This window comes from Thauera propionica (genome assembly GCF_002245655.1).
Classification (GTDB): Bacteria; Pseudomonadota; Gammaproteobacteria; order Burkholderiales; family Rhodocyclaceae; genus Thauera; species Thauera propionica.
Window position 1 is genome coordinate 61,320 of record NZ_NOIH01000002.1, and the last position, 26,989, is coordinate 88,308.

Genomic DNA, 26,989 nt, shown 5'->3' on the forward strand with positions numbered 1-26,989 from the left:
CATGAGCAACGGCATCAACATCCTCATGTACCACCAGGTCGGCGAGTTCGCACCGATGAAGGCGCACCGCTCGACCTACTGCGACCATCGCCGCTTCGCCCGCCAGATGGCCTTTCTGGCGCGCTTCGGCTACACCGTGCTGTCGATGGACCAGGTGCTGGCCTGCCTGCGCGGCGAGGCGCCCGTCCCGCCCAAGGCGGTGGCGCTGACCTTCGACGACGGCTACGAGAACTTCTACGAGTACGCCTTCCCGGTGCTGAAACAGCACGGTTTCCCGGCGATGGTGTACCTGATCTCGGGGCTGCTCGGCCAGCCCTCGAGCTGGTTCGCCAAGGACGGCCGCGACACCCCGCCGCTGATGAGCGCCGAACGCGTGCGCCAGCTGCATCGCGAAGGCATCGACTTCGGCTCGCACTCGGCCACCCACGTCAAGCTGGCCGAACAGGACACGAACCGCATCCGCGAGGAAGTCACCCGCTCCAAGCGCGAACTGGAAGACGTGCTCGGCGCCGCGGTCACGCATTTCTGCTACCCCTACGGCAGCCACGACATGCGCGCGGTCGAAGCCGTGGCCGAAGCCGGCTACCAGTGTGCAACCACCTGCGTGCGCGCGCCCGCCACGACCGACGATGACCCGCTGACCCTGCCACGCAAGGCCGTGTCCTGGGGCGACAACCTCATCGGCCTGTGGTGGCGCCTGCACATGAAGAACACGCCCAAGCAGGCACCGATCAGGCGGCCGGACAGCAGCTTCAGCGCCGCAGGCAATCGGTAGGCAGGTCGATCGCGCCGGCCCGGCGGACCCTCAGCACCGGCCCTCAGCTGACCTCAGTTGCCGTACTCCTCGCCCCCTACGGCCTGCAGCCGCGCATAAGGGCCGCCGCGAACAGACAGTTCGGCGTGCGTGCCACGTTCGACGATGCGGCCGTTCTCCATCACCAGGATCTGGTCCGCCTTCTCGATCGTCGACAGCCGGTGCGCGATCACGATCGTGGTCCGCCCCACCATCAGGCGCTCGATCGCCGCCTGGATCAGGCGCTCGGACTCGGTATCCAGCGCCGAGGTCGCTTCGTCGAGAATCAGGATCGGTGCGTTCTTCAGCAGCGCACGCGCAATCGCCAGCCGCTGCCGCTGGCCGCCGGAGAGCATCACGCCGTTCTCGCCGATCTCGGTATCCAGCCCATTCGGCAGCCGGTCGATGAACTCCTTCGCCGCGGCGGCCTCCACTGCCGCCTCGATCGCCTCGCGCGGCGCGTCGGCCAGGTCGCCGTAGGCGATGTTGTTGGCAACCGTATCGTTGAACAGCGTCACCTGCTGCGACACCAGCGCCACGTGGCGGCGCAGGTTGCGCAAGGTGTAGTCACGCACGTCCACACCATCGATACATAGCTCGCCGCAGTCGTGGTCGTAGAAGCGGGTGAACAGGCTGGCCAGCGTGGACTTGCCGCTGCCCGAGCGCCCCACCAGCGCCACCATCTGCCCGGGTTGTACGTCGAATGAAAGCTCGTGCAGCACCTCGCGCTCCGTTCCCGGATAGCGGAACGACAGCCCGCGCACCTCGATGCGCCCCTCGACCCGCTCGCGCGCCACCGTACCGCTGTCGGCCTCCGAAGGCTCGTCGAGCTGCTCGAAGATGCTCTCCGCCCCCGCCACGCCACGCTGGATCTTGGAGCTCACCTCCGACAACTGGCGGATCGGCTTGGGCAGCATCGCCGCCGCGGTGATGTAGGCGACCAGGTCGCCCGCGCTAGCGTCGCCGCGCAGCAGCAGCACCAGGAACAGCACCACCGACATCGCCGAATAGATGACCACCTGCAGCATCGGCGTGTAGGTGGCGTTGGTCTTGCCCATGCGCAACTGCTTGCGCGTGTTGTTCTCGCTCGCCTCGCGAAAACGGCGCGACTCGTAGTCCTCCCCGCCGAAGCTGCGCACCACCCGGTAGCCCTGAATGGTCTCGGACACGACATGGGTCACGTCGCCCATCGCACGCTGGATCTTCTTCGCCTGCTTGCGAAACTTGCGCGACGCCCGCGACACCAGCACGCTGATCACCGGCAGCACCGCCACCATCACCAGCGTCAGCTTCCAGTTCATCCAGATCAGGTAGCCGAACAGGAAGACGACACTGAGCCCTTCGCGGATCACGATCTTGATCGCATCGGTCGCCGCCGCGGTCACCATCGTCACGTTGAAGGTGATGCGCGAGATCAGGTGCCCAGAGTTGTGGCGGTCGAAGTAATGGTTGGGCAACCGCAGCATGCTGTCGAACAAGGCCAGGCGCAGGTCATGCACCAGCCCGAGCGACACCTTGCTCATGAAGTAATTGCCCAGGTAAGACCCCACCCCCTGCCAGATCGCGATCAGCACGATCATCACCGGCACGGCCTTGACGAGGTCAATGCCATCGAGAAACGGCACGCCGAGCTGCAGACCCTCCGTCGCCCCCCCCAGGCCATCGACGAAGTACTTCATCACCCCGGCCAGCATCGGCTGGGACGAGGCGAAGATCATGAAGCCGAGGATGCTGACCGCGAACGTGCCGACGTAGGGGCGCACGTAGCTTAGGAGGCGGAAGTAGATGCGCAGGCTGGAGGGGGGGGAAATCACTGAAGCCATTGGGAATAAAGCTCATTTGTACAAAAAACAGCGCGAGTTTGGCGCCGCCTCAACTACTGTTGATAAGGCAAGAAGGCATCATACGTGACGTCACGTGACACCCCCCAACCGAACTAAGCCCTTTGTTTGAGATTTTCCATTTCATACATTTATCACTTCATACTCTTTGTAGGGATGCAATGTTGCTGCGATAATTTCGGGTTTTCACTTCCTCATGACTGACGACCAAGGCGACGCACAGATGCGGCGCATGGTTGTCTTTTTTGACTCTTGACATTGGAATCACTTGGCGCCTCCGCGCTAAGCAAGCACGTTTCAGTAACTCACATTCAGAGATTCAAAGCATGCCCAAGCTCTCGGAAATAAAACTTGCAGTCATAGGACTCGGCTATGTCGGCCTCCCCCTCGCGGCCGAGTTCGGCAAGCGACGTTCGGTGGTCGGTTTCGACATCAACCACAAACGCATCGAAGCGCTCCAGGCTGGGCACGACTCGACGCTCGAAGTCTCGGATGATGAGTTGCGCGAGGCGACCGGCCTCACCTACAGCGCCAATCCTCAGGACCTTGCCGCCTGCAACATATTCATCGTCACCGTTCCCACGCCCATCGACGAACACAAGCGGCCCGATCTGACACCGCTGGTGAAAGCCTCGGAAACGATCGGCAAGGTTCTGAAGAAGGGCGACATCGTCATCTATGAATCCACCGTCTACCCCGGCGCCACCGAGGAGGACTGCGTCCCGGTGCTCGAGCGGTACTCCGGCCTCAAATTCAACGTCGACTTCTACGCGGGCTACAGCCCCGAACGCATCAACCCCGGCGACAAGGAGCATCGCGTCTCCACCATCAAGAAGGTCACCTCGGGCTCCACCGCCGAGGTCGCGGACTTAGTTGATGCGCTGTACCGCGAGATCATCGTGGCGGGTACCCACAAGGCACCTAGCATCCGCGTTGCAGAGGCAGCGAAAGTGATCGAGAACACCCAGCGCGACCTGAACATTGCGCTGATGAACGAACTGTCGGTTCTGTTCGCGCGTCTCGACATCGACACGCTTGCCGTGCTAGAAGCGGCCGGCACCAAGTGGAACTTCCTGCCCTTCCGCCCGGGTCTGGTCGGCGGACACTGCATCGGCGTCGACCCCTATTACCTCACCGACAAGGCCGAGAAGGTCGGTTACATCCCGCAGGTCATCCTCGCTGGGCGCCGCATCAATGACAACATGGGACGCTACGTCGCACGCACCACAATCAAGAAGATGGTGCAGAACAAGATCGATCTTTCGAATGCCTCCGTCGGGGTGCTGGGTCTCACATTCAAGGAGAACTGCCCCGACATTCGCAACAGCAAGGTCATCGACATCATCCGCGAATTCCAGGACTTCGGCATCCGCGTCGTCGCGACCGATCCTTATGCAGATCGGCAGGAACTGGCCCACGAATACCCTGGCGTCGACATCGGGACGATCGATGCCAACGCCCCCGTCGACGCGCTGATCGTCGCGGTTGCCCACAATGAATACGCAACCATGGATGCGAGAGCGATCAAGCAGCTTCTCCGGGGCGCTGCCCCCGTCGTCGCCGACGTGAAGAGCCTGTTCGACCTCGATCAACTCAAGCAAGCCGGCATTACCGCCTGGAGACTCTGACATGCATTTCGCCCCCCCGATCACCGACCGCAAGATCCGCTTCGCCCTCGTGGGTTGCGGCCGCATTGCGCAGAACCACTTTGCCGCAATAGAAAAGCACGCCGACCGCTGCGAACTCGTCGACGTCTGCGACATCAACCCCAGCGCACTTGCTGCAGCAGTCGAGAAGACCGGCGCCCGGGGCCACGCTCGCTTGGCCGATCTGCTGGAAACGACCACCGCCGACTGCGTCATCCTTACCACCCCGAGCGGCCTGCATCCGACGCAAACCATCGAGGTGGCGGAGGCCGGCAAGCACGTGATGACCGAGAAGCCCATGGCCACCCGCTGGCAGGATGGCCTGAAGATGGTCGAAGCCTGTGACAAGGCTGGCGTACGCCTCTTTGTCGTCAAGCAGAACCGCCGCAACGCCACGCTGCAGTTGCTCAAGCGTGCCGTCGAACAGAAGCGCTTCGGCAAGATCTACAGCGTGGGGGTAAACGTCTTCTGGACCCGCCCCCAGGACTACTACGACAGCGCCAAATGGCGCGGCACCTGGGAATTCGACGGCGGTGCCTTCATGAACCAGGCCAGCCACTACATCGACCTTCTCGACTGGCTGATTGGCCCGGTCGAATCCGTCATGGCCTACACCGGTACCTTGGCGCGGGACATCGAGGTTGAAGACTCGGGCGTCGCCGCGCTACGGTGGCGCAGCGGAGCAATGGGCACGCTCAACGTCACCATGCTCACCTACCCCAAGAACCTCGAGGGCAGCATCACCATCCTCGGCGAAAAGGGCACGGTTCGCGTCGGCGGCGTGGCGGTAAACGAGATCCAGCACTGGGAGTTCGCCGAAACCCTACCCGAAGACACGGAGATCAAGCAGGCCAACTACGCCACCACCAGCGTGTATGGCTTTGGCCACCCGCTCTACTACGACAACGTTATCAACACGCTGCGTGGCGAAGCCGAGGCTGAGACCGACGGTCGCGAAGGCCTCAAGAGCCTGGAACTCCTGATCGCGATGTACCTGTCTGCACGCGACGGCAAGCGCGTCGCCCTGCCCCTGGAATACTGATCCGTGCGTGTTGCCGTAGTCGGCGCCGGCATCGTGGGAGCGTGCACTGCATGGGCGCTCGTACGCAAAGGCGCGGAAGTGAGCCTGTTCGAGCGCAAGCACCCCATGACCGAAACCAGCCGCGCGTCGTCGAAACTGCTGCATGGCGGTCTTCGCTACCTCGAGGGCGGCCACCTCTGTCTCGTGCGCAAATCATTACAGGCCCGTGCGGTATGGCTTCAGCAGGCACCACACCTTTGTGAACCCCTGCAGTTGCTGCTACCCGTGTACGCCGACGTCGGGCGCCCGCGTTGGATCGTCGGCATGGGCATCCGGCTCTACGATCTGCTGGCGCGGGGCAGCGGCTTTCCGAAGGGCCGATGGCTGTCGGCGGAGGAAGTTGCAACACTCCAGCCCGGACTGCTCCGGAAAGGTTTGCAGGGCGCCTATGCCTTCTACGACGCACAGATGGATGACCAAGCCCTGGGCAACTGGGTCATCGAGCAATTCTGCGCCGCGGGCGGTACGCTGCAATGCGAGCATGAGATCGCTCAGATCGACGCCCTGAGCGGCTTCGACCGAATCGTCAATGCCGCGGGGCCATGGGCGCTCGATCTTCGCAGGACCCAGCCCGGCCCGCCGTCCTATGCACTGGACTGGGTGCGCGGCAGCCACATCGTGCTCGACCGCCCCTGCCCGGCAGCCATGTTGTTGCAGATCCCCGGCGAGAAGCGCATCTTCTTCGTGCTGCCCAGACGGAATCAGACCCTCATCGGCACAACCGAGGTCCGCCAGCCTGGCCCCGACAACCCTGGCCCAAGCGAGAAGGAAATCGACTACCTACTCGACGCACACAACCACTACCTGACGCCGGTTGCCCTACGCAGCGACATGGTCGAAGCGTTTTCAGGCGTCCGCCCGCTGCTACGCAGTGCAGACAACCCCTCGGACGCTACCCGGGAATGGGCCTTCGAACGCGTCGGCAAGGTACTCCATATTTACGGCGGCAAATGGACAACCGCCCAACTGCAGGGCGAGGAAGCCGCAACAAGGATTCTCCAATGACACAACCCAACTACACGGCACATCCTAGCGCCATCGTCGACGACGGCGCGCAGATCGGCGAAGGCTCGCGCGTCTGGCACTTCGCCCACGTCTGCGCCGGCGCCCGCATCGGCAAGGGCGTTTCGCTCGGCCAGAACGTCTTCGTCGGTAACAAGGTCGTCATCGGCGACAAATGCAAGGTCCAGAACAACGTCTCGGTCTACGACAACGTCACCCTGGAAGAAGGCGTGTTCTGCGGCCCTAGCATGGTCTTCACGAACGTTTACAATCCGCGCTCGCTCATCGAGCGCAAGAGCGAATACCGCGACACTCTGGTCAAGCGCGGCGCCACCCTGGGCGCCAACTGCACCATCGTATGCGGCACCACCATCGGCGAATTCGCCTTCGTCGGCGCCGGCGCCGTCATCAACAAGGACGTCAAACCCTACGCCCTGATGGTCGGCGTGCCAGCCCGCCAGGTCGGCTGGATGAGCGAATACGGCGAACAGATCCCGCTGCCGGTGAAAGGCAAGGGCGAATACACCTGCCCGCACACCGGCCAACAATATCGACTCAACGACCAAATCCTGGAGCGCATCAGCAAATGAGCATCCCCTTTATCGACCTCAAGGCCCAGTACCGCGCACTGCAACCGCAGATCCAGGCCCGCATCAATGCGGTCCTGGAGCACGGCCAATACATCATGGGGCCCGAGGTTCGCGAACTCGAAGAGCGCCTCGAGGCCTACACCGGTGCAAAGCATTGCATCACCGTCGCCAGCGGCACCGAGGCCCTCCTGATCAGCCTGATGGCCTTGGGTATCGGCCCCGGAGACGAAGTCATCACCACCCCGTTCACCTTCGTGGCCACCGCAGAGGTCATCGTCCTGCTTGGTGCCAAGCCGGTCTTCGTCGACATCGAACCCGACACCTGCAACATCGATGCGAACCTGATCGAAGCCGCAATCACCCCGCGCACCAAGGCCATCATGCCGGTCAGCCTGTACGGCCAGCCGGCAGATATGGATGAGATCAACGCCATCGCCGCGCGCCACGGCAATATCCCGGTGATCGAAGACGCCGCGCAGAGTTTTGGGGCCGAGTACAAGGGACGCAAGAGCTGCAACCTGTCCTCCATCGGATGCACCAGCTTCTTCCCGAGCAAACCGCTGGGCTGTTATGGCGACGGCGGCGCAATCTTTACCAGCGACGACGCGATCGCACAGGCCTGCCGCGAGATCCGCGTTCACGGCCAGAGCAAGCGTTATGTGCACACCCGCGTCGGCGTCGGTGGGCGCATGGATACGCTGCAATGCGCGATCGTGCTCGCAAAGCTGGAGCGATTCGATTGGGAAATCGCACAGCGGCTCGAGATCGGTGCGCGATATAACCAGCTACTCGACGAAATCGGTTTCAAACGCGTAATCCAGCGCCCCGACCGTACTTCTGTATACGGCCAGTTCACGGTGCTCTGCGAAGACAGGGAGGCGGTTCAGTCGTCATTCCAGAAGGCGGGCATCCCGACAGCGGTGCACTACCCTGTTCCGCTGAACGAACAGCCGGCCTACAAGCATCTCTGCTGCCCGGATTGCACGCCTATTGCCAAAGAAACAGCAAAGAAGGTTATGAGCTTGCCGATGAGCGCGGACTTTTCGTACGAAGATCAACGGACAGTCTGCAATCTCCTCAAGACTGGAGTTCATGATGCTTAAGATCCTCACTATCGTCGGCGCCCGCCCGCAGTTCATCAAGGCGGCAGCCGTGTCGCGCGTCATTCGCAATGACCATGCAGGCACCATCGAAGAGTTCCTGGTTCATACAGGACAGCATTACGACACAAATATGTCGCAGGTCTTCTTCGACGAGCTCGACATTCCACACCCGAAGTTCAATCTCGAGATTTCAGGCGGCACTCACGGTGTAATGACCGGGCGCATGCTGGAAGCAATCGAGAATGTGCTGCTGTCGGAGAAACCTGATTGGGTTTTGATTTACGGCGATACCAACTCCACACTAGCCGGCGCACTGGCCGCGGCTAAGCTGCATATTCCTGTCGCCCACGTGGAGGCTGGACTGCGCTCGTTCAACATGCGGATGCCCGAAGAGATCAATCGCATCCTGGCGGACCGTGTCTCCAACCTGCTTTTTTGTCCTACTGAAGTCGCAGTGGAAAACCTGGCACGGGAAGGCGTTACGAAGGGCGTATCACTCGTCGGTGACGTGATGTACGACGTATCCCTGTACTACCGTGATGTCGCGCGATCGCGTAGCGATGCGCTCGATCGCTTCAACCTCAAGGAAGGTGAATACGTGCTCGCAACCTGCCATCGGGCAGAGAACACGGACGATCCTACCCGGCTTCGCGAAATCGGACTCGCACTTGCAGATCTTGCAGCCAATCAAGCAGTGATCCTTCCGGTTCACCCACGAACAGCGAAGATAATGGCAGACCAAGGACTCATCGCAGCTATGCGAAACGTAAAGCTGGTCGATCCCTTGCCTTTTCTCGACATGATTCGCCTTGAACAGTCCGCGCGCGTGATTGTCACCGACTCAGGTGGCGTGCAGAAGGAGGCTTTTTTCTATGATGTCCCTTGCGTCACGATGCGTGATGAAACCGAATGGGTGGAAACCGTGGAACTGGGCTGGAATGTTCTGACAGGTGCATCACGGGAACGAATCCTGTCAGCTGCATCCTCGCCTGCTCGACCTGTAGGGAAGGGCCATCATCCATACGGACACGGAGACGCGAGTGCCATGATCGTCAGACAGCTTCTTGCAGGCGGACTCTGCTAACCGAGCTCTTGTTTTTGACGACTCTCTCAGAGGGGACAGCCCTCTTCCATTCGCGACAACCTTTGCTGCCCTGTGCCCTAGCCAGATACGATAAATATGAAAGCTGCATTTGAATTGTGGAAATACCGGCGAACACTGTTCGCAACCGCATGGAGCGACATCCGCGGGAAGTATCGCGGGACCTTCCTCGGCATGGGGTGGAGCATCTTATACCCTATCGTTTTTCTTATTCTCTACGCAGTCGTTTACCTTTTTATTTTCAAGATCCGACTTCCAAACTATACACCTTTTGAGTACATACTTCTCATATTCTCAGGGCTAATCCCTTTCCTCGGTTTTTCGGAGTCATTATCCACAGGAGTCGGCTCAGTACTTGCCAATCGGGGACTGATTCGCAACACAATGTTCCCGATTGAGCTGGTACCCGTAAAAGCCGTCCTCGCCTCCAGCGTCACTATGATAGTGGGCCTTTCCATATTGCTGCCTATCCTGTGGCTACGCGGAACGATACTCCCTAGCCAAGCCCTTATTCCTCTCCTTCTTGTTCTGCAGCTCGTCTTTACTATCGGGTTGATTTGGCTCCTTTCTGCGCTGAATGTATTTTTTCAGGACATAGGACAGATGACTGGCGTTATGATTCTTTTCCTGATGCTAGTGTCGCCGATTGCTTATACACAGGACATGATACCAGCAGCCCTTATGCCGTTGATGTATCCTAATCCGCTCTTTTACATGATCATGCTCTATCGCGACACAATCATTCTCGGTGAAATCCCATTGGACCTGCTAGGCATCTTCACCTTAATTTCCCTAACTACCTTTTTCTCCGGGTACTACGTCTTCAATCGCCTCAAGTCCCTCTTTGCTGACTATGTCTGATATCGCCATTCGCGCAACTCGCGTCTCCAAGATGTACAAGATGTTCAAGTCACGCCGGGACCAGGTTATCGACCTACTCGGATTGCCTTTCTTCAAGGGACGTCATGATGAGTTCTGGGCACTGAGGGATCTCGATCTCGTGGTCCCACGCGGCGGCAAAATCGGCATCATTGGGCACAACGGAGCAGGCAAGAGCACGCTCTTAAAGATCATTGCCGGTCAAGTCACACCAAGCTCAGGCCAGGTCGAGGTAAATGGCAGGGTTCAGGCCCTTATGGAGTTGGGAACGGGATTCCACCCAGAATTCACCGGTAGGGAGAACGTTTTCTCGGCCCTTAGCTATCAGGGCATTGTCGGTACCGCAGCGCGGAGAAGATTCGATGAGATCGTCGAATTCTCTGAACTGGAGGAATTCATCGACAACCCCGTAAAGACTTACTCGGCAGGAATGTACGCACGCCTTGCCTTTTCTGTCGCAACTGCAATAGAGCCAGAAATACTCATTATTGATGAAGTCCTCGGTGCAGGTGACGCGTACTTTGCAGGAAAATGCGTTGACCGCATGAACGAGATAACTCGGAAAGAAGGAGCGACCATCCTCTTTGTGAGTCACGACGCCTCTTCAGTCTTGCGCCTATGCGATCGCTCAATTTGGATGAAGAAGGGCCGCTGTATCATGGACGGCCCAGCGCACGAGGTCGTAAAGGAGTATGTCGATGCAATGCGGTTCGAAACAGAACTTCGGCACCGATCCCGCGAAATGCATCTCGGAAAGGGGACCGCTCGAGGCATCATGGCCTCAAGCGACGCATTTAAAAAATTTCTTTTTCGCTTCAAGGTTAACGGTGAGCATCCGCAACGCAGTCATCTCATACGCCGAATAACGCTCCAAAAGGGGGAATCCGCCCTATCAAGCCTAGACGTCGGCGACGCGATGGATAATGCGATTCAAGAACCCAATTACATCATTTCCGAGAAAGATGCAACCGATTGGTCCCAACCCATCCAAGACAATGGTGGTCTTGCGCGTCTCTATTGCGACTGCCGGGGTACCGAGCAGCACGCTCCATTCGTGCTGTCGGTCCCTGCATATCTTAGGAGCGAACTTCCGGAACTTCTATTGGTGGTAGAGGGTGATGTCGATGCGCGGGAAGAGGTTTTCGTCGAGATCTGGGATGACGCGGGTCATTACACACGTGTTGGGACACTGAATGACCAAGGCAACGGGCGATATGCTATCCCGCTATCAGACCGCGCAATCGATGAACCGAATACGCCATCGGCTTGCAAAAGTAGTGCTGTCTCCAAAACGCAATCCCAAACGGAGGACGAATTCTCTCCAGATCGAGTACTGGCGATCACGCAAGTAGAGTTGACCGACTCCACGGGCACATCAAAGCGCGTCTTCCCAATGGGGACAGAACTCGACGTCACGATTCACTATGAGGCATTTCGTGAGGTTAAAGATCCTGTCTTCGCGGTCACGTTCCATCGCCTCGACGGGGTGCAGATGGATCATAAGAACAGCAAGCTACTTAACTTCAACATAGGCAATGTAATGGGCACTGGCGTTGCGAAATTTTCCTTTTCGCCACTACGACTCGGCCCAGGAGACTATCTCGTTACAGTTGCAGTTTTGAAATATTTAGATATCGATAGCTGGATCGATCAACCACCCAGCTATGACCGTCACGACCGACGCTATTCATTCTCTGTTTTCTCGACTCTCCCAGGAGCAAAGAACTTAGGCGCGGTCTTCCAAGACTGCTCCTTCATCTTCACTAATTGACAAAACAGCCTCATGAGCATGCAGATAGAGAGAACGGTGCTAATTGGGGGCACACCTAGCAGTGGATCGACGCTTTTGAGCGTAATGCTCGACGCTCACCCTGAGATACATTGCGGCCCCGAGATCGGGCTACTCGCAAATTCTGCCCTATACTCGGCTGATTTCAGGGCAACAGCCCAAAATCTGTGCAAACGTCTGCAGCCACATGAGTGGCAAAAGAACGACGCGCTTGCGAATCTCGAGGCAGGGTTTTGCCCTTATGCACTCATTGATGAATCAAACCTTGCGTCTTATGACCATAGCTTGGGTTCGGTATTGCATCTGCTCTCATATTGCGAGTCGGTGACATCCTTTCTAGAGCGCCTTTATATGAGCGCGTACTCAAGGCACGGCAAAGCCATATGGGCTGAGAAGACGCCATCTAATCTTTATGCTTTCGAGGCCTTCCTAAACCACTTCCCGGCAGGACGAGTCCTCTATGTCGTTCGCGACCCTCGCGCGGTCATTGCAAGTCTTCTCAAGCGGGGGATGAGTCTACGTCGCGCTATATCGATCTGGTTAGTTGAGGTTGCGATATGCGAGCGACTTGCCAGTCATCCACGTGTATTGCGCGTGAAGTATGAAGAGCTGGTACAGGACACAGCGAGCACCCTCCACAGGGTAATAACATTTCTGAATGTCGCTCCAGAAATCAGCACGATGCTCCGTTACAACGAGACGTCTGATCGAATTAATAACGACACTACCCTCAAGTCCCTGGAAAGCTGGAATGCCAACCCAACACAGCCTATTACGAAGAAGGCGCTTGACGCCTGGAGAGGGGATCTTGACTCCACAACGTTGAGCATTTTGGCTCACAGTGAAGTGGTGCGCGCGCCTGATCAGATGCAGTGGGCTGAGGGCATCAGACTTTTCGACCTCGCAGCACGGCTCGGGTATGCTTTAGATCATGCGCCTGCCAGCGAGGCGGACGTATGGGAAAGGCTTATTGGCGAGCGCCTGCTTTGTATAAAGGAGCAGGTGTTCGACTCCAATGTTTTTCATGAGCGCTTTGTTGAATCGCACCCAATCCTCACGCGAAAATTGAGCGCAAACCTCTGGACGGCTGTCGTCGATGGAACAAGAGCCTCCTATGGCATTGACAGGCAGTTGCATGATGAGCTTCGGCGCGTTCGCTCAGTCTGCGACCATTGGTATCATGAGCACTCAAAAGCCAATCAAGCGTTGTCTGAAATGAGCGCCTCGAAGGATGATCTTGAGCGTCGGTTCGCATCGATCGTCACCGAAAACGTAAGCCTCAAGGCCGAAATAGCTAAGCTTAAGTCGGTTTATACGCAGCAAAGCCCAGTAGCTGACAGCCAGAGTTCCGACATTCTACAATTCGACGAGAAAGATTTCGCAGACGTGCGTTCTCAATTCCGCCACGAATCGACCACGATACGAGTCATCTTTAGAAGGATGCATCGTCGAATCCGAAGATTCGCGAAGCGGATTATTGATTCAATATAGAGGTATTTTCAATGATTCTAATGAGAGTTGTAGGTGCGCGGCCACAGTTCATGCAGGAAATCGCTTTTCGCCACGAAGTAGATATACGAGGCTATCGCGAGATCTTAGTGCATACCGGGCAGCATTATGACGAAAAAATGAGCCAGATCTTCTTCGACGACCTAGGCATACCTAGACCCGATATCAATATTGGCGTCGGCTCTGGTAGCCATGGCCATCAGACTGGGCGCATGCTCGGGTCGCTCGACGACATTATTGAAGAGTATCGACCCGACGTGCTCGTTGTAGACGGAGACACAAACTCAACACTAGCAGGCGCGTTAGCTGCCGCCAAGATGCACGTGCCTCTGGTACATGTAGAAGCCGGCTTACGCAGTTTTGATCGCAGAATGCCGGAAGAGGTCAATCGCGTTATTGCAGACCACCTCGCTAATCTCCTTTGCGCCCCTACACCGACCGCAGTCCGCAACCTTAGCCAAGAGGGGCTCAGCGACCATGTCGTGCTAACTGGCGACCTCATGTATGACTGCTTCATGCACTTCAGGGATCAAGCCGACAGCACAGCAATCTCCCGGTGTGGAGTAGCTGACACTGACTTTCTGCTCGCAACAGTCCATCGAGCGGAAAACACCGATAACCCTGAGCGTTTCGCAGAAATTATATCTGGACTTATGTCGCTGCCTCTCCCCGTGATCATCCCCGCTCACCCGCGGATTCGCGGTCAGCTCGAACGCATTACTAAAACGCTAATCGGACGAGATAATCTGATCATTATTGATCCGGTTGGCTATCTCCAAATGCTTGCGCTCGAGCAACAAGCGAAATGTATTCTGACAGACTCCGGCGGAGTACAACGAGAAGCATTCTTTGCGGGCAAGCCATCAATTATTCTCCGTGACACCACGGAATGGAGGGAGCAGATTGACAGTGGCTGGTCATATCTCTCGGGAGCGAGCGCAAGCGCTATCTCCCTTGCTTACGAATCGGTCTGTGGATGCGACATGCCGACTCAGCCCCAGATATACGGGGACGGCAAGGCGGCAGCAAAAGTCTTGACTGCCATCGAGGAGTTCCTTCGGTGAGAATCCTGCATGGCCCCCAGAATATCGGCGGCATGGCGGGGGTGCTTGCGAGGGCACAACGGCTATGTGGGATCGATGCATACTCCTACTGCTACCCGACTGGGAACTTTCAGTACTCGGCCGATCGACTTATTCAAAGCAACGGGTCTGGCGCTCGCGCCCGAGAAATCATGGACTTTTTCCTCCACGAGGGTAGGTCTTACGACGGATTTCAGTTTTATTTCGGCTCATCTTTCGCAGGACTCAGTCTAGCTGACGTTCCCATCCTCAAGGCCTTGGGCAAAAAAGTTTACTTCTATTTTTGCGGCTGCGACGTGCGCGACAGCAAGATTACGATTCAAAAGTATAGATTTAGTGCCTGTCATCACTGCTGGCCAATGCTCTGCAGCCCTAATCGCGCCAAGGCAATTGAGGTTGCGGAACGCTATGGTGACGCCGTTTTCGTGAGCACCCCCGATCTTTTGGAGTTCGTTCCAGGCGCGGTGCTGTTGCCCCAGCCAATCGATCTCGAGATGTTCGGTCCAATTCGTGAGCAGGCTCTGCTTCGGGCCGCGACTCGATCGGCCGCGGATCCAGTCCGGGTTGTACACGCACCGTCCAGTCAAGCGATCAAGGGGACCAGATTTTTGCTTGATGCAATCGAGTCGCTCAAGAATGGAGGAGCCCATATCGAGCTCGTTCTAGTCGAAGGAAAGAGTTATGCAGAAGCGATGCGGATTTGCGCTTCGGCTGACATCGTCGTTGATCAGTTGCTTGTGGGAGCATATGGACAGTACGCCGTTGAGATGATGGCGCTCGGCAAACCAGTCGTCTGCTACATTCGCGAGGATCTTTTGAAGCATTACCCGAACGAACTCCCGATTGTCTCTGCAAACATCGAGAACATTGCCTATGTCCTACGTGATTTGATTGATGATCGCGCAAGATGGGCTGAATTGGAGAGGCGGGGACTGGAATATGTTGAGCGCAATCACGAAAGCACAGCTGTTGCGCGAAAGTCAATAGAGAACTATGTGAGATGAGGCGCCAATGAGAATTGTCATGCTCACCGACGATATACAGGTCGATCGCCGGATACTGCTTGAAGCGGAGTCGCTCCATCGCGAGGGCCACGAGATCATCCTACTCGCCGAGCATGCGGAGGGTTGTAGGGATTTCGAGCGACTAGGCAACGTCAAGGTCGAGCGGTTACGAGCTTCAGGGCCATCTCGCGAGGAGCTCGTGGTGCTGAAGGCGTTAAACTTTGTCAACAGGGGGATTGGTTTTTTTAGTTCCTTAGTACAACGGGGACTGAGTTCTTTATCACGCCTAAGTTCCGCTTTTTTTTCTCTTATCATTCAAGCTATCCAGCGAATTGTCGGACTCTTCAGTTCCGTAGTGCAGACGGGGTTAAGTCTTTTATCACGTATAAGTTCTGTTTTTTTTTCCCTTCTCATTCGAGCAAATCAGAGAATTAGCGTCTTTTTCCTTAGAGCTATTCGCCACGCAAAGCGCCTCCCTCCGCGCGAGCAGACGATGGTTGAGCGGATAGTTTTTTACCGTGCGGATGTTATCCATGCGCACGATCTACCGCAACTTCGCGCCGGCGCTGTCGCAAAGAAGCTGCTGAAGGTACCGCTTATTTACGACGCACATGAGCTCTACCCGGAGATCGGAACCCTCACTTCGGACCAGAAGCGGGCTCTTTCTCGCCGAGAACGACGTTACGTGCGATGTGCCGATGCAGTTATTACTGTGAACAAGTACATCGCCGAGGAGATGAAGAAGCGGTACTCGATTGACCTTCCTCACGTGATCCTCAATGCGACGAATTGGCCGACTGAACCTAGGCTGCGGGAGCATGCTGACAGGTTCCGCGAGAAGTTTCACATTCCCCTCGATCATCGGATCGTGCTGTTCCAAGGATGGATGTCATCGCAGCGAGGGCTTCAACCAATGGTCAAGGCGATGCGCATGCTTCCCGCCGAGTTTCATCTTGTCTTCATGGGGTACGGCGAAGGGAGAGACGAGCTGATACGTATCGCACATGAAGAGGGGCTGACGTCGCGAGTTCATTTCATGGATGCTGTACCTCAGTCCGAATTGCTCAACTGGACGAGTTCAGCTGATGTCGGCGTGATTCCTTATCAGCCGATCGATTTGAACAATTACTACTGCTCCCCAAATAAACTCTTTGAATTCATACAAGCTGAACTGCCTATCATCGCCAACGATCTCCCGTTCTTAAGAGACGTGGTGATGGGTGAGGGCTTCGGACTCGTGCATCGTTTGGAAGAACCGTCAGACTACGCAGCGGCTGTGTCCCGCATGTTTGACGGAGACACACTTACGCGCTGTAAGGGCCAGCTGAGATCAAGAAGCTCAGAGTATTCCTGGGACAAGGAAGAGAAGATTCTGATTGAAGTGTACTCGAAGCTTTCCATAAGAGAGGACGCCTCTCCAGCGCTGCAAGCGCCTTAGTATGGCTCTTTTCCCTATCCGTTGATTAAATGCGCCTTTCTTTTAAGGGTTTTTCAAGGCGCTTTCGAAGGCGCCACTGAGCTTTAACACGAGTAGTCGGCAGTATTCTGTCGCCTAATGTGGCGAAGGGCTTGATGCACCCATCCGGGATATGAGTTTCGTGCGCTGTGTACGCACGCTGTCTTTCTACTGATAGATTCGAGTCTTTTCCAAGTAAGGATTGACTCGTTTGAGTGCGGGAGTACAAAGTATGTGTGGTTTTGTTGGACTGCTCGGCCATAATTCTGAGAGCGAGGAAGCTGGTGCAGTTTTGCGGCGCATGATGGCCAGCATTGGACATCGGGGGCCTGACGGCGAAGGTGAGTTCAGGGAGATAAGCCCACGCATCCACCTCGGACATCGGCGCTTGGCAATCATCGATCCGGAGCACGGCAGGCAGCCGATGAGCACTGAGGATGGTGAGCTTACTATTGTGTTCAATGGCGCGATCTACAATTATTTGGAGTTGCGGCGCGAACTCCTTCGAATGGGACATCCTATCCACTCCTACTCCGATACGGAGGTATTGCTTTACGCGTATCGTCAGTGGGGCGAGCACTGCGTTGACCGCTTTCTTGGGATGTTTTCTTTCGCGATCTGGGATAGGCGAAATCGACGTTTGTTTTGCGCACGTGATCGGATCGGAATCAAACCCTTCTACTACGCATTTGACGGAAGAACGCTTGCGTTCGGCTCCGAGATCAAGGCAATCCTCGCGTCTGGCGTGGTGAAAGCGGAGGCGGACAGGCCAGGACTGCAGGACTACCTCACGTTCCAGTTCTGCTTGGGCGACAAGACGCTCTTCAAGAATATCCTCAAGCTGGAGCCGGGCCATTGCATGACGGTCCAGTTCGATGGCGATCGCCTTTCGCTGCATACGCGGCAGTACTGGGATCTCAGGTATGAGATCGACGAAGGGCACGACGAGCGCTGGTTTGTGGACCATCTCGCAGGCCTGATCGAAGACGCCACCCGTATGCATTTGCGTTCGGACGTTCCGCTGGGCGCACATCTCTCCGGCGGCCTGGACTCAAGCACCGTCGTATGTCTGGCCGCCGGTCTGTTGCAGGGTGAACGGATCAAGACCTTTACCGGGGCCTTTCCGGAAGGTCCGCAGTTCGACGAAACGGGCTATGCGAAAGAGGTATCCTCGTTTGCGGGGACAGACTACAAGGAGATCTACATTCAGGGCTCTGAGCTGCCCGATGTTCTCCCGAAGCTGATGTACTACATGGACGAGCCGCTGGCGGGGCCAGGAGTCATTCCGCAGTACTACGTGTCGAAGCTCGCATCGGAGCATGTGAAGGTCGTACTCGGGGGGCAGGGTGGCGACGAACTCTTCATCGGCTATACGCGCTATCTGGTTGCGTACCTCGAGAAGTGCCTTGCCGGCGCGATCTATCAGACCGCTGACCAGCATCGATACGCGGTCTCCCTGGAATCGATTGTCCCGAACCTGCCGCTTCTGCAGACCTATCGCCCAATGCTCCAGGGGTTCTGGAGCAAGGGGCTATTCGATGCACCTGACAAGCGCTACTTCAGCTTGATCGACCGTAGCGAAGGCATGAACCACCTGTTCAGCAACGACCTGTTCTCGAGTGGCTATTCGCCCTTCGAGTCTTTCCAGCAGATCTTCAATCGCGATGGACTGCATTCGCTCATCAATCGGATGACCTATTTCGATCTGAAGGGCTCGTTGCCGGCTTTGCTCCACGTGGAGGATCGCACGAGCATGGCGGCATCGATCGAGTCGCGCGTCCCCTTGCTGGATCACCGTATCGTGGAGTTCATGGCGACCATTCCGCCGAATATCAAGTTCGCCGGCGGTCGCATGAAGCATCTGTTCAAGGAAGCCGTTCGTAACACGGTGCCGAAGAAGATCTTCGACCGTCAGGACAAGATGGGCTTCCCGACACCGCTCGCGCAGTGGACGAAGGGCGTAGCACGCGAGTTCGTACGGGATATCCTGCTTTCCGATCGAGTTCGGCAACGGGGTATCTATAACGTCAATGCGATCGAACGTGCAATTGACAGCGAACGCGAGTTCGGGCGCGTGGTCTGGGGGCTGCTGTGTCTCGAGCTCTGGCACCGGATCTTCATTGACGGAGACATGAAGGTCAATGCCTGAGTCGAAGCATGCAGCTAAGTCGGTAGTGATGCTAACCGCCGACCGTCAGATCGACCGACGCATTCTGCTCGAGGCAGACAGTCTCGAGGCCGCAGGTTGGGTGGTTACGATCGTCGCGATGCCCCTCGATTCGGCACGGGATGACGGGGACCGTCGGATCGTGCGACTGTCTGCCGGCAGCGCGGCAACGCGTGAGAACCTGGTTCTACAGGCCTATCGTTGGATCAGGGGTACGATTCCGATGAATGGATTCGCCATGCGCACGCTGAAGCGTCTGACTTGGCGTTATCTGGTGGATCAGGAGGCGTTCTTTGTCCGACTCTTCGCGGCTACGGCAGCACGCTACTCGCCTGATGTGTTTGTGGCGCATGACTTGCCAATGCTCGCCGTTGCCCGACTGCAGGCGGAACGCTGTGGGGCGAAGCTCGTCTATGACAGCCATGAACTCTACTGCGAGCAGGAGTTCTCCGAACGCGAGCGGAAGCGCTGGGCTCAAATCGAAGCAAAGCACATCCGTGCCTGTAATGCGGTGATCACGGTCAATGCGTCAATTGCAGCGGAACTTGAAAAACGGTATGGAATAGGCCGTGTGGGCGTGATCCACAACGCGGACCGTGCATCAGCGCCGCCGGAGCCCACCAAACTCTTCCATACGCGATTCAAGCTTCCAGAGTCAACGCGGATTCTGCTCCTCCAGGGAGGGTTGTCGGCGGGACGCAACCTGGAATCGCTCGTTGCAGCGATGGCCCATGTCCGCGACGATTCGATTGCACTGATCATCCTCGGCGATGGTGCGCTCTCTAAACCACTGGCGGCGAAAGTGAAGGAGCTCAAGCTAGGCGGTCGTGTTTTCTTCCACCCTGCCGTCGCACAGGAAGAACTGCCACGTTACACGGCGGCTGCAGATGCTGGCGTCATCCCCTATCAAGCTACGTGTCTTAACAATTACCTCTGTACGCCAAACAAGCTCTTCGAGTTCATCGCCGCCGGGCTCCCGATCCTTGCCAGTGATTTGCCTGAGATAACGAAAATGGTCAAAGGGCGCGACATTGGCCTGGTTGGCGACATGAGCGCCCCTGAAACCATAGGCCGATTAATTGAAGATTTTTTTGGTGACACGACGCGCCTCTCAACGTGGAAACGAAACGTGTCTCTTGTACGGAACGATGTTTGCTGGGAAGTCGAGGGTCAGAAGCTTGTCGCTATCTACGACGAACTTTGATCAGTCAATCCCCAGCATGCTTTTTGGGCAACGCCCGATGGGGAGTGCAGTTGAGATGATCGGTCGAAACGCGGGGGCATTCTGATGTGCGGAATTGCTGGGCTGGTATCCAGGAATGTTCGTGATCTGCGCTCGATCTTCGCGATGACGGCCGTGCAAGCTCATCGCGGCCCGGACGGGGCCGGTCACGTGTTGTTCGATGACAAAGGAAATGCAGGCCTCTGGCGCGAGCAGCCAGACCTGTCCAACGCATCCATCGGCCGCCTTGCCTTGGGGCATCGGCGTCTTTCGATCATTGATTGCACGGACAGTGGTCATCAGCCGATGAGCTATGACGGGGGCAGATACTGGATCACATACAACGGCGAAGTCTACAATTATCGCGAACTGCGTGAGGAACTCCGAAGACGAGGTTGCACCTTTCGGTCTGAATCGGACACGGAAGTGATCCTTGCAGCCTATTCCGTATGGGGTGCGGATTGTTTTTCGCGGTTCAACGGAATGTGGGCCTTGGCCATCTGGGATAGCGTCGAGCAATGCCTCGTTCTCTCTCGCGATCGCTTTGGCGTCAAGCCACTTCATTTCTGCACCCAGAACGGATCACTCTGGTTTTCGTCCGAAATTAAAGGCTTGCTCGCGGCCGGCACTCTACCCATCAAGACGAATGACCAAGCCATCTACGATTATCTTGTTCACGGGACCGTCAATACCTCCAATCACACGTTCTTCGATGGCATCGTTGCCTTCCCATCCGGTTGCTATGCGGTCGTTTCACCGCAGGACCTCACGGTTTCGCCCAAGGCATACTGGCAGCTAGACCTCTCTGCGCCTGCGGAAAACTTAGCTTCTTTCGAACAGGCCTGCGATACCTTTCGGGAGTTGATCACGTCAGCAGTAGCGTTGCGCATGCGTAGTGACGTTCCTGTCGGCGCGTGCCTTTCCGGGGGACTGGATTCGTCAAGCATCGTCTCGCTAATGGCGAGGATGACGAAGGGATCTCTCCATACGTTTACTGCGCGATTCCCTGAGCCCGAATTCGACGAGGGGCCATGGGCACAACGTGTCATCGATGCCGTGGGTGCCTCGGGGCACATGTCCGAGCCGACCGAAGCAGGATTGATCTCGGATTTCGCGCAACTTGTCTGGCACCAGGAAGAACCCTTCTCGTCTGCCAGCCTGTATGCCCAATGGCTGATCATGCGACAGGCTCGCGAAGCAGGGATCCCCGTACTGCTCGACGGCCAAGGGGCCGACGAGATCCTGGGCGGCTATAGAAAATTCTACGCCTTCTACGTAATGTCGCTGTTGCGGCAGGGACGTGTCATCGACGCGTCTAGGGAAGTACTCGCATTATTGCTGAAAGGTGATCGCGGATACTGGCGCTGGCATGAAGGGTCGCGTTATCTCCCGCGTGTTCTTCGCCGACACAGCTTTGATATGGAGCGTTTGCTGCGACCGACCACGCACGCCCTGAGCACGACGAGTGCGGTCTCACTAGGCGCGACGCCGGACATACGGCAGCGGCAATTGCTCGATCTCAATCGCTACAGCGTACCAAGCCTCTTGCGTTACGAGGACCGTAACTCCATGGCCTGGTCAGTCGAGAGCCGTGTCCCCTTTCTGGACTATCGCTTGGTGGAGTTTGCGATCAGGCTTCCAGTCGAGCACAAACTTCGTGCCGGGCAAACAAAGGCTGTGCTGCGGGCCGGTCTGCGCGGCATCGTGCCCGACGCAGTGCTCGATCGGCGAGACAAGATGGGATTTGTTACGCCCCAATCTCGTTGGATGAATGGTGCGCTAGGCGAGCATATCGAAGCGGTTTGTCTCGATTCCGCATCAACCCTGGACCGTTGGGTCGACTTGCGAGCCGCCTTGCACGTCTGGCGCACTGCTTCTCCATCGGGGCGGGAGATCGGTCAGTCCCTCGTCTTCCGGCTCGGTACGCTTGCGCATTGGCTGAATCGATTCAAGGTTTCTGCATCTTGAGCGCCCCGAACATCTGGTACATCCATCCTTATGCCGGAGGCCCCGGGGTCGGTCGTTACAACCGCCCATATGAACTGTCTCGCGCCTGGCAGCATCAGAGGGCAAACCCCATGGTCATCACGGCCGGCTTTCATCATTTGATGGACTCTCCAGGTGCGCTTCGGGGTAGCCATGACATCGAAGGCGTGCCGTATGAGTTTCTCCCAACCCCCGCGTATCAGGGCAACCGTGCCGGACGAATCCTGAACATGGCTTCGCTTGCTGCGTTGCTACCCTTTCATGCTGATCGCCTAGCACGACGATACGGTCGCCCATCGATGGTCGTGGCCTCTTCACCGCATCCGTACGTATTCGCCACCAGTCATCGTGTCGCGCGCCGCCTGGGCGCCCGTTCGGTTTTTGAAGTACGTGATTTGTGGCCTCTTAGCCTTACGGAACTCGCAGGCGTACGGGCCAGCCATCCACTCGTGCTTGTAACGGAAAGACTGGAGCGATACGCATACACGCATGCAGACGCAGTCGTCTCACTGCTTCCTGAAACCTTGTCTCATATGGCCGAACGAGGGCTGGCTCCTGAACGTTGGCACTACATCCCCAACGGCGTCGACACTCATGCACCGCGGGTCGGAGGCTCGAGCGGCGAGGCTCTGACGCGAGCGCTAAGGTGGCGTGCCGACGGCCGACTGGTCGTCGTCTATGCGGGTGCATTGGGAGCGCCGAACCACGTCGAATCGTTGATTGAAGCAATTGATTTGCTGCACCAACGCGGGGAACAGCGTGTCGTCGCAATTGTCGTCGGACGAGGGGAAAGAAGCTCCGCGATCGCAGCTTCAGTTGTTACGAAGGGGCTGTCGGATCGAGTCGCCATTTTTGACCAGATCCCGAAGCGAGAGATTCCCACGCTGCTGGAAGCCTGTCAGGTTGGCTACATTTCCTTACGCCCAGAGCCGCTTTTCCGTTTTGGCGTCAGCCCGAACAAGCTGTTCGACTATATGCTGGCGCGGCTGCCCGTATTGTTTGCGATCGATGCTGGAAACAATCCAGTGGCGGAGTGCGATGCAGGATTGTCCGTTTCTCCCGGAGACATCCCCGGAATTTCAGAGGCACTCGCCAGTTTTGCAGAAATGCCAATAACTGAACGTGTGGCCATGGGTGAGCGCGGGTACGAGTATGTGATCGCAAGGCACAGTTACGATGCGCTCGCTGCTCGTTACCTGGAGTTGCTCGACGTCCCCCCCAGGGAAGGCACATGAAACTCATCATTGCTGGAGCTTCCGGCTACATCGGACGTTCGTTGGTGCATCTTGCCGTCGAGCACGGTCATCAAGTCCTGATGTTATTACGGCGCAGGAGCGAGACACTGGCACCGTATGGTGAGCAAGCATCTATCGACGAAGCTAAAGACCTGATCGGCAGTTCGGCTGATGCGCTCATCAATGCGGCCGGAACAGCACATGTACGCGGAACGATCGCCGACTTCGACATCGCCAATCGGCGGCTGCCATTGGAGCTTGCTGCTTGCGTACTGCATGGACGGGTCGGTCGAATGATTCATCTCAGTTCGTTGGGAGTCTACGGGAACTGGAGCGCCCAACCGATTACAGAGATGTCGGAGCCATCTCCGATGACACCTTATGCCGAGTCAAAGTTGAGGGCGGACCATGAGCTCGCGGCGCGATTCAGATCCGATAAAGACCGTCTGACCGTCGTGCGGCCTCCAATGGTCTACGGTGCAGGATGCCCTGGCAACTTTACGCGTCTCTGCCGTTTAGTGAGTAGTGGCATTCCTCTGCCCTTTGGTGCCGCGCATGCTCGACGATCCTTCATCTTTGTGAACAATTTGGTCGATTTCCTCCTTCAATGCAGCGAAATGAACCGGCCTAGCGGGCTATTCGTGCTTGGCGATGGCTCCGATTACAGCACGTCAGAGTTGATCCGGGAGATTTCGCTGATTCTCGGAAACCGAGCGATCAATATTGCGGTACCAGTTCCGTGGCTTCATGTGCTCGAAAAAGCGCCCGGTGTGAGCCGGGCCATGGACAGTCTGACCCGCCCGATGCTCGTCGATTGGACTTCCGCTCGCAACCTGATTGGTTGGACGCCGCCGGTGCGTCCCGCTGACGCGATGACGATGGCGATTTCGCCGCGATAGGCGTTGAGCGTCTCTGTGTAAATGTATAGAGACCGACCACGACTCAATGGTAGACGTGCATCGCAAGAGTGCTGGTATAACAAGCTTCAGGCATGAATCAACCAAATTCATACGACGTCGAGATGAGCGTCTTTCTATCCTTAAGGATTAGTCAAGTCTTACGTTAGGCTTAATTTAGTTCGATGATCCGCATTCTCGATATTCTATTTTCCTCGTTGGGCCTGGCACTGGGATGGCCTCTACTGCTGCTGATCGCATGCGTTGGTAAGTTGGACACGGGCTCGCCCATGTTTCGCCAGCAACGTGTGGGGCGCTTTCAACAACCGTTCACGTTGATAAAGTTCCGCACAATGCGTCCCGGGACAGCATCGGTCGCCACGCACCTTGCAAGCGCCAGCGCCGTCACCCCCTTCGGTCGTTTCCTGCGCCGCACGAAGCTCGACGAGTTACCTCAGCTGTGGAACGTGTTGAAGGGAGAGATGAGCCTGGTCGGGCCGCGGCCGTGCCTATTCAACCAGCACGAGCTGATCGAGGAGCGTGCGCGGCGCGGCGTCTTCGATGCGCGTCCGGGCATTACCGGCCTGGCGCAGGTCAATGATATCGACATGTCAACACCGAAGTTGCTGGCCGAGACGGATGCGCGCATGCTGCGCTCCCTGAACACGGCGGCCTATTTCCGCTACATCCTCCTGACGGTGACCGGCAAGGGGGCCGGCGACCGGATTCGTTCCTGAGACCCTCTCGTTCTTCATGATCACTCGCCACGCGCGATCGACGCTCGTTTTTCTCTTCGACCTTCTGGCCGCCATCGTCGCGTGGGTTGGAGGTTTCCTGCTGCGCTTCAACTTGGAATGGCCGGCGCATTACGAGAGCAAGCTGCTTGTGGCTGGCGCGATGCTCTTGTTCATACATGCAATCGGATGCCGGGTCGCGGGTCTTTACCGCGGCATGTGGGTGTTCGCCAGCCTGCCCGACCTGAAGCGGGTCCTGAAAGCGGTGGCCCTCTCCGCGCTCGCGCTGACCATTCTGATCGCACTCGACCGCGGCGTCCCCGCGCTGCCGCGGTCGATGATCGTGCTTTACCCGATGCTGTTATTGATGATCATGGGCGGCGGGCGCGCGGCCTGGCGCATGTGGAAGGAGCACCGCCTGTACGGCGATCTGGTCGCGGCAGGCAAGCCGGTGATTGTGGTCGGCGCAGGCCGGGGCGGCGCCATGCTGGTCCGGGAACTCGAGCGAAGCCCCGACTGGCGCGTCGTGGCGATGGTCGATGACAATCGCGACAAGTGGGGTCTTGAACTGAATGGTCACCCCGTTGCGGGTGGCATCCATACGCTGCCGGCCGTGCTCAAGGAGTACCGCGCTAATCACGTCATTCTCGCAATGCCGTCAGCGGCGTCGGACGCCCTGAAGCATGCGACCGATCTCGCGGTACGTGCGGGTGCGCATGTGTTCACCGTGCCGGGCATCGAGGACCTCATGAACGGCAACGTGGCGATCAACGCCATGCGTCCGGTCGACATTGAGGACTTGCTGGGCCGGGCCCCTGTGCACATCGACACCGCACACGTCCACCACATGATTATCGGCAAGACCGTGCTGATCACCGGCGCCGGAGGCTCGATCGGCAGCGAACTCTCTAGACAACTCGCCCGCTTCGAGCCCGCACGGCTGGTGCTGGTGGAATCGAGCGAGTTTGCGCTCTACAGCATTGAGCAATGGTTTCGTGTGCATCGGCCCGAAGTCGAGATCGTGCCGCTGGCCGGCGATGTGAAGGACGCGGCGCGACTCGAGGAGATCTTCGCGACCTGGAAGCCGCAGCTCGTCTTCCACGCCGCCGCCTACAAGCACGTGCCGCTGATGGAAGTGGGCAACGCCTGGCAGGCAGTACGCAACAACGTGCTCGGCACGCTGCTGGTGGCGGCGCACGCGCAGCGCCACGGCGCCGAGCGCTTCGTGCTGATCTCCACCGACAAGGCGGTGAACCCCACCAACGTGATGGGCGCCACCAAACGCCTCGCCGAGATGGCCTGCGAGGCACTGCACAGTTCGGGCAAGGGCGGCACGCAGATGGAGATGGTGCGCTTCGGCAACGTGCTAGGCAGCACCGGCAGCGTGATCCCCAAGTTCGCGGAACAGATCGCCCGCGGCGGACCGGTGACGGTGACCCACCCCGAGATCAACCGCTACTTCATGTCCATCCCCGAAGCGGCACAGTTGGTACTACAGGCCGCGGCCATGGGCCATGGCGGCGAGATTTTCGTGCTCGACATGGGCGAGCCGGTGAAGATCGTCGACCTCGCACGCAACATGATCCGGCTGTCAGGCTATGCGGAGGACGAGATCCGCATCGAGTTCACCGGGCTACGGCCGGGCGAGAAGCTGTACGAGGAGTTGCTGGCGGATGCCGAGGAGACCCGTGAGACGCCGCACCCCAAGCTGCGCATCGCGCGCTCGCGGCCGGTGGCCGAGACCTTCCTGGACGAGTTGGGCACCTGGCTGTCGCAGACGGGGCCGGTGAGCGATGATGAGGTGCGCGAGGGTCTGAAGCGCTGGGTGCCGGAGTATGAACCCGCGAGGCATTGAGACGACGCGGTCGCAAG

The 26,989-nt window shown here is 57.7% G+C and carries 21 protein-coding genes; 20 read left to right on the forward strand and 1 reads right to left on the reverse strand.

Going from position 1 to position 26,989, the window contains the following annotated elements:
* The first annotated feature begins 1 nt into the window (after position 1).
* Entirely contained in the window at positions 2-775 is a 774-nt protein-coding gene (locus tag CGK74_RS00695) for a polysaccharide deacetylase family protein (RefSeq protein WP_094266528.1), read from the forward strand.
* Between the two features lie 53 nt (positions 776-828).
* Here the strand turns inward: CGK74_RS00695 and msbA are convergent, their stop codons facing one another.
* Positions 829-2,616 (reverse strand): lipid A export permease/ATP-binding protein MsbA, encoded by a 1,788-nt coding sequence (msbA, locus tag CGK74_RS00700; RefSeq protein WP_094266530.1) that lies wholly within the window; start codon positions 2,614-2,616, stop codon positions 829-831.
* 344 nt (positions 2,617-2,960) lie between these two features.
* Here msbA and CGK74_RS00705 point away from each other — a divergent pair, with 344 nt between their 5' ends.
* From CGK74_RS00705 to CGK74_RS00795, 19 genes are all read left to right on the forward strand, one after another.
* Positions 2,961-4,262 (forward strand): nucleotide sugar dehydrogenase, encoded by a 1,302-nt coding sequence (locus CGK74_RS00705; protein ID WP_094266532.1) that lies wholly within the window; start codon positions 2,961-2,963, stop codon positions 4,260-4,262.
* Between the two features lies 1 nt (position 4,263).
* Positions 4,264-5,322, forward strand: coding sequence for a Gfo/Idh/MocA family protein (locus tag CGK74_RS00710; protein WP_094266534.1), 1,059 nt, complete (start codon positions 4,264-4,266; stop codon positions 5,320-5,322).
* A 3-nt stretch (positions 5,323-5,325) separates the two neighbouring features.
* Positions 5,326-6,366 (forward strand): FAD-dependent oxidoreductase, encoded by a 1,041-nt coding sequence (locus CGK74_RS00715; RefSeq protein ID WP_094266536.1) that lies wholly within the window; start codon positions 5,326-5,328, stop codon positions 6,364-6,366.
* On the forward strand, positions 6,363-6,953 hold the full coding sequence (locus CGK74_RS00720; protein ID WP_004263264.1) for an acyltransferase: 591 nt from the start codon (positions 6,363-6,365) through the stop codon (positions 6,951-6,953). Before CGK74_RS00715 ends, CGK74_RS00720 begins: the two co-directional genes overlap by 4 nt.
* Positions 6,950-8,056, forward strand: coding sequence for a DegT/DnrJ/EryC1/StrS family aminotransferase (locus CGK74_RS00725; protein ID WP_094266538.1), 1,107 nt, complete (start codon positions 6,950-6,952; stop codon positions 8,054-8,056). The genes CGK74_RS00720 and CGK74_RS00725 overlap by 4 nt, the downstream gene beginning before the upstream one ends.
* On the forward strand, positions 8,046-9,140 hold the full coding sequence (wecB, locus tag CGK74_RS00730; protein ID WP_206186146.1) for a non-hydrolyzing UDP-N-acetylglucosamine 2-epimerase: 1,095 nt from the start codon (positions 8,046-8,048) through the stop codon (positions 9,138-9,140). The genes CGK74_RS00725 and wecB (CGK74_RS00730) overlap by 11 nt, the downstream gene beginning before the upstream one ends.
* Positions 9,141-9,236: 96 nt before the next feature.
* Entirely contained in the window at positions 9,237-10,019 is a 783-nt protein-coding gene (locus CGK74_RS00735; RefSeq protein ID WP_094266540.1) for an ABC transporter permease, read from the forward strand.
* Positions 10,020-10,050: 31 nt separating this feature from the next.
* Positions 10,051-11,808, forward strand: coding sequence for an ABC transporter ATP-binding protein (locus CGK74_RS00740; RefSeq protein WP_165770024.1), 1,758 nt, complete (start codon positions 10,051-10,053; stop codon positions 11,806-11,808).
* Between the two features lie 12 nt (positions 11,809-11,820).
* Positions 11,821-13,317, forward strand: coding sequence for a sulfotransferase family protein (locus CGK74_RS00745; RefSeq protein WP_094266544.1), 1,497 nt, complete (start codon positions 11,821-11,823; stop codon positions 13,315-13,317).
* A gap of 20 nt (positions 13,318-13,337) precedes the next feature.
* Entirely contained in the window at positions 13,338-14,399 is a 1,062-nt protein-coding gene (wecB, locus tag CGK74_RS00750) for a non-hydrolyzing UDP-N-acetylglucosamine 2-epimerase (RefSeq protein WP_206186151.1), read from the forward strand.
* Between the two features lie 170 nt (positions 14,400-14,569).
* Positions 14,570-15,421, forward strand: a complete 852-nt coding sequence (locus CGK74_RS00755; RefSeq protein ID WP_094266548.1) for a glycosyltransferase family protein — start codon at positions 14,570-14,572, stop codon at positions 15,419-15,421.
* A 19-nt stretch (positions 15,422-15,440) separates the two neighbouring features.
* Complete coding sequence (locus CGK74_RS00760; protein WP_165770025.1) at positions 15,441-16,859, forward strand: glycosyltransferase family 4 protein; 1,419 nt, start codon at positions 15,441-15,443, stop codon at positions 16,857-16,859.
* Between the two features lie 250 nt (positions 16,860-17,109).
* On the forward strand, positions 17,110-19,026 hold the full coding sequence (asnB, locus tag CGK74_RS00765; RefSeq protein WP_094266552.1) for an asparagine synthase (glutamine-hydrolyzing): 1,917 nt from the start codon (positions 17,110-17,112) through the stop codon (positions 19,024-19,026).
* Entirely contained in the window at positions 19,019-20,248 is a 1,230-nt protein-coding gene (locus tag CGK74_RS00770) for a glycosyltransferase (RefSeq protein WP_094266554.1), read from the forward strand. Before asnB (CGK74_RS00765) ends, CGK74_RS00770 begins: the two co-directional genes overlap by 8 nt.
* Positions 20,249-20,332: 84 nt before the next feature.
* On the forward strand, positions 20,333-22,234 hold the full coding sequence (asnB, locus tag CGK74_RS00775; RefSeq protein ID WP_094266556.1) for an asparagine synthase (glutamine-hydrolyzing): 1,902 nt from the start codon (positions 20,333-20,335) through the stop codon (positions 22,232-22,234).
* The gene (locus CGK74_RS00780) at positions 22,231-23,487 is read left to right on the forward strand and encodes a glycosyltransferase family 4 protein (protein ID WP_094266558.1); all 1,257 of its coding nucleotides are present in this window, start codon (positions 22,231-22,233) and stop codon (positions 23,485-23,487) included. Before asnB (CGK74_RS00775) ends, CGK74_RS00780 begins: the two co-directional genes overlap by 4 nt.
* Positions 23,484-24,386, forward strand: a complete 903-nt coding sequence (locus CGK74_RS00785; protein WP_094266560.1) for an NAD-dependent epimerase/dehydratase family protein — start codon at positions 23,484-23,486, stop codon at positions 24,384-24,386. The genes CGK74_RS00780 and CGK74_RS00785 overlap by 4 nt, the downstream gene beginning before the upstream one ends.
* A 182-nt stretch (positions 24,387-24,568) precedes the next feature.
* On the forward strand, positions 24,569-25,120 hold the full coding sequence (locus CGK74_RS00790; protein WP_094266562.1) for a sugar transferase: 552 nt from the start codon (positions 24,569-24,571) through the stop codon (positions 25,118-25,120).
* A 16-nt stretch (positions 25,121-25,136) separates the two neighbouring features.
* Positions 25,137-26,972, forward strand: coding sequence for a polysaccharide biosynthesis protein (locus tag CGK74_RS00795; protein ID WP_165770026.1), 1,836 nt, complete (start codon positions 25,137-25,139; stop codon positions 26,970-26,972).
* Positions 26,973-26,989: the final 17 nt, after the last annotated feature.

Coding starts and splice junctions, on each gene's coding strand:
- asnB (WP_094266552.1), top strand. CDS start 17,110: ATGTGTGGTTTTGTTGGACTGCTCGGCCATAATTCTGAGAGCGAGGAA.
- wecB (WP_206186151.1), top strand. CDS start 13,338: ATGAGAGTTGTAGGTGCGCGGCCACAGTTCATGCAGGAAATCGCTTTT.
- asnB (WP_094266556.1), top strand. CDS start 20,333: ATGTGCGGAATTGCTGGGCTGGTATCCAGGAATGTTCGTGATCTGCGC.
- CGK74_RS00770 (WP_094266554.1), top strand. CDS start 19,019: ATGCCTGAGTCGAAGCATGCAGCTAAGTCGGTAGTGATGCTAACCGCC.
- CGK74_RS00725 (WP_094266538.1), top strand. CDS start 6,950: ATGAGCATCCCCTTTATCGACCTCAAGGCCCAGTACCGCGCACTGCAA.
- CGK74_RS00740 (WP_165770024.1), top strand. CDS start 10,051: ATGTACAAGATGTTCAAGTCACGCCGGGACCAGGTTATCGACCTACTC.
- CGK74_RS00710 (WP_094266534.1), top strand. CDS start 4,264: ATGCATTTCGCCCCCCCGATCACCGACCGCAAGATCCGCTTCGCCCTC.
- CGK74_RS00695 (WP_094266528.1), top strand. CDS start 2: ATGAGCAACGGCATCAACATCCTCATGTACCACCAGGTCGGCGAGTTC.
- CGK74_RS00790 (WP_094266562.1), top strand. CDS start 24,569: ATGATCCGCATTCTCGATATTCTATTTTCCTCGTTGGGCCTGGCACTG.
- CGK74_RS00735 (WP_094266540.1), top strand. CDS start 9,237: ATGAAAGCTGCATTTGAATTGTGGAAATACCGGCGAACACTGTTCGCA.
- wecB (WP_206186146.1), top strand. CDS start 8,046: ATGATGCTTAAGATCCTCACTATCGTCGGCGCCCGCCCGCAGTTCATC.
- CGK74_RS00760 (WP_165770025.1), top strand. CDS start 15,441: ATGCTCACCGACGATATACAGGTCGATCGCCGGATACTGCTTGAAGCG.
- CGK74_RS00720 (WP_004263264.1), top strand. CDS start 6,363: ATGACACAACCCAACTACACGGCACATCCTAGCGCCATCGTCGACGAC.
- CGK74_RS00745 (WP_094266544.1), top strand. CDS start 11,821: ATGAGCATGCAGATAGAGAGAACGGTGCTAATTGGGGGCACACCTAGC.
- CGK74_RS00755 (WP_094266548.1), top strand. CDS start 14,570: ATGGACTTTTTCCTCCACGAGGGTAGGTCTTACGACGGATTTCAGTTT.
- CGK74_RS00795 (WP_165770026.1), top strand. CDS start 25,137: ATGATCACTCGCCACGCGCGATCGACGCTCGTTTTTCTCTTCGACCTT.
- CGK74_RS00705 (WP_094266532.1), top strand. CDS start 2,961: ATGCCCAAGCTCTCGGAAATAAAACTTGCAGTCATAGGACTCGGCTAT.
- msbA (WP_094266530.1), bottom strand. CDS start 2,616: ATGGCTTCAGTGATTTCCCCCCCCTCCAGCCTGCGCATCTACTTCCGC.
- CGK74_RS00785 (WP_094266560.1), top strand. CDS start 23,484: ATGAAACTCATCATTGCTGGAGCTTCCGGCTACATCGGACGTTCGTTG.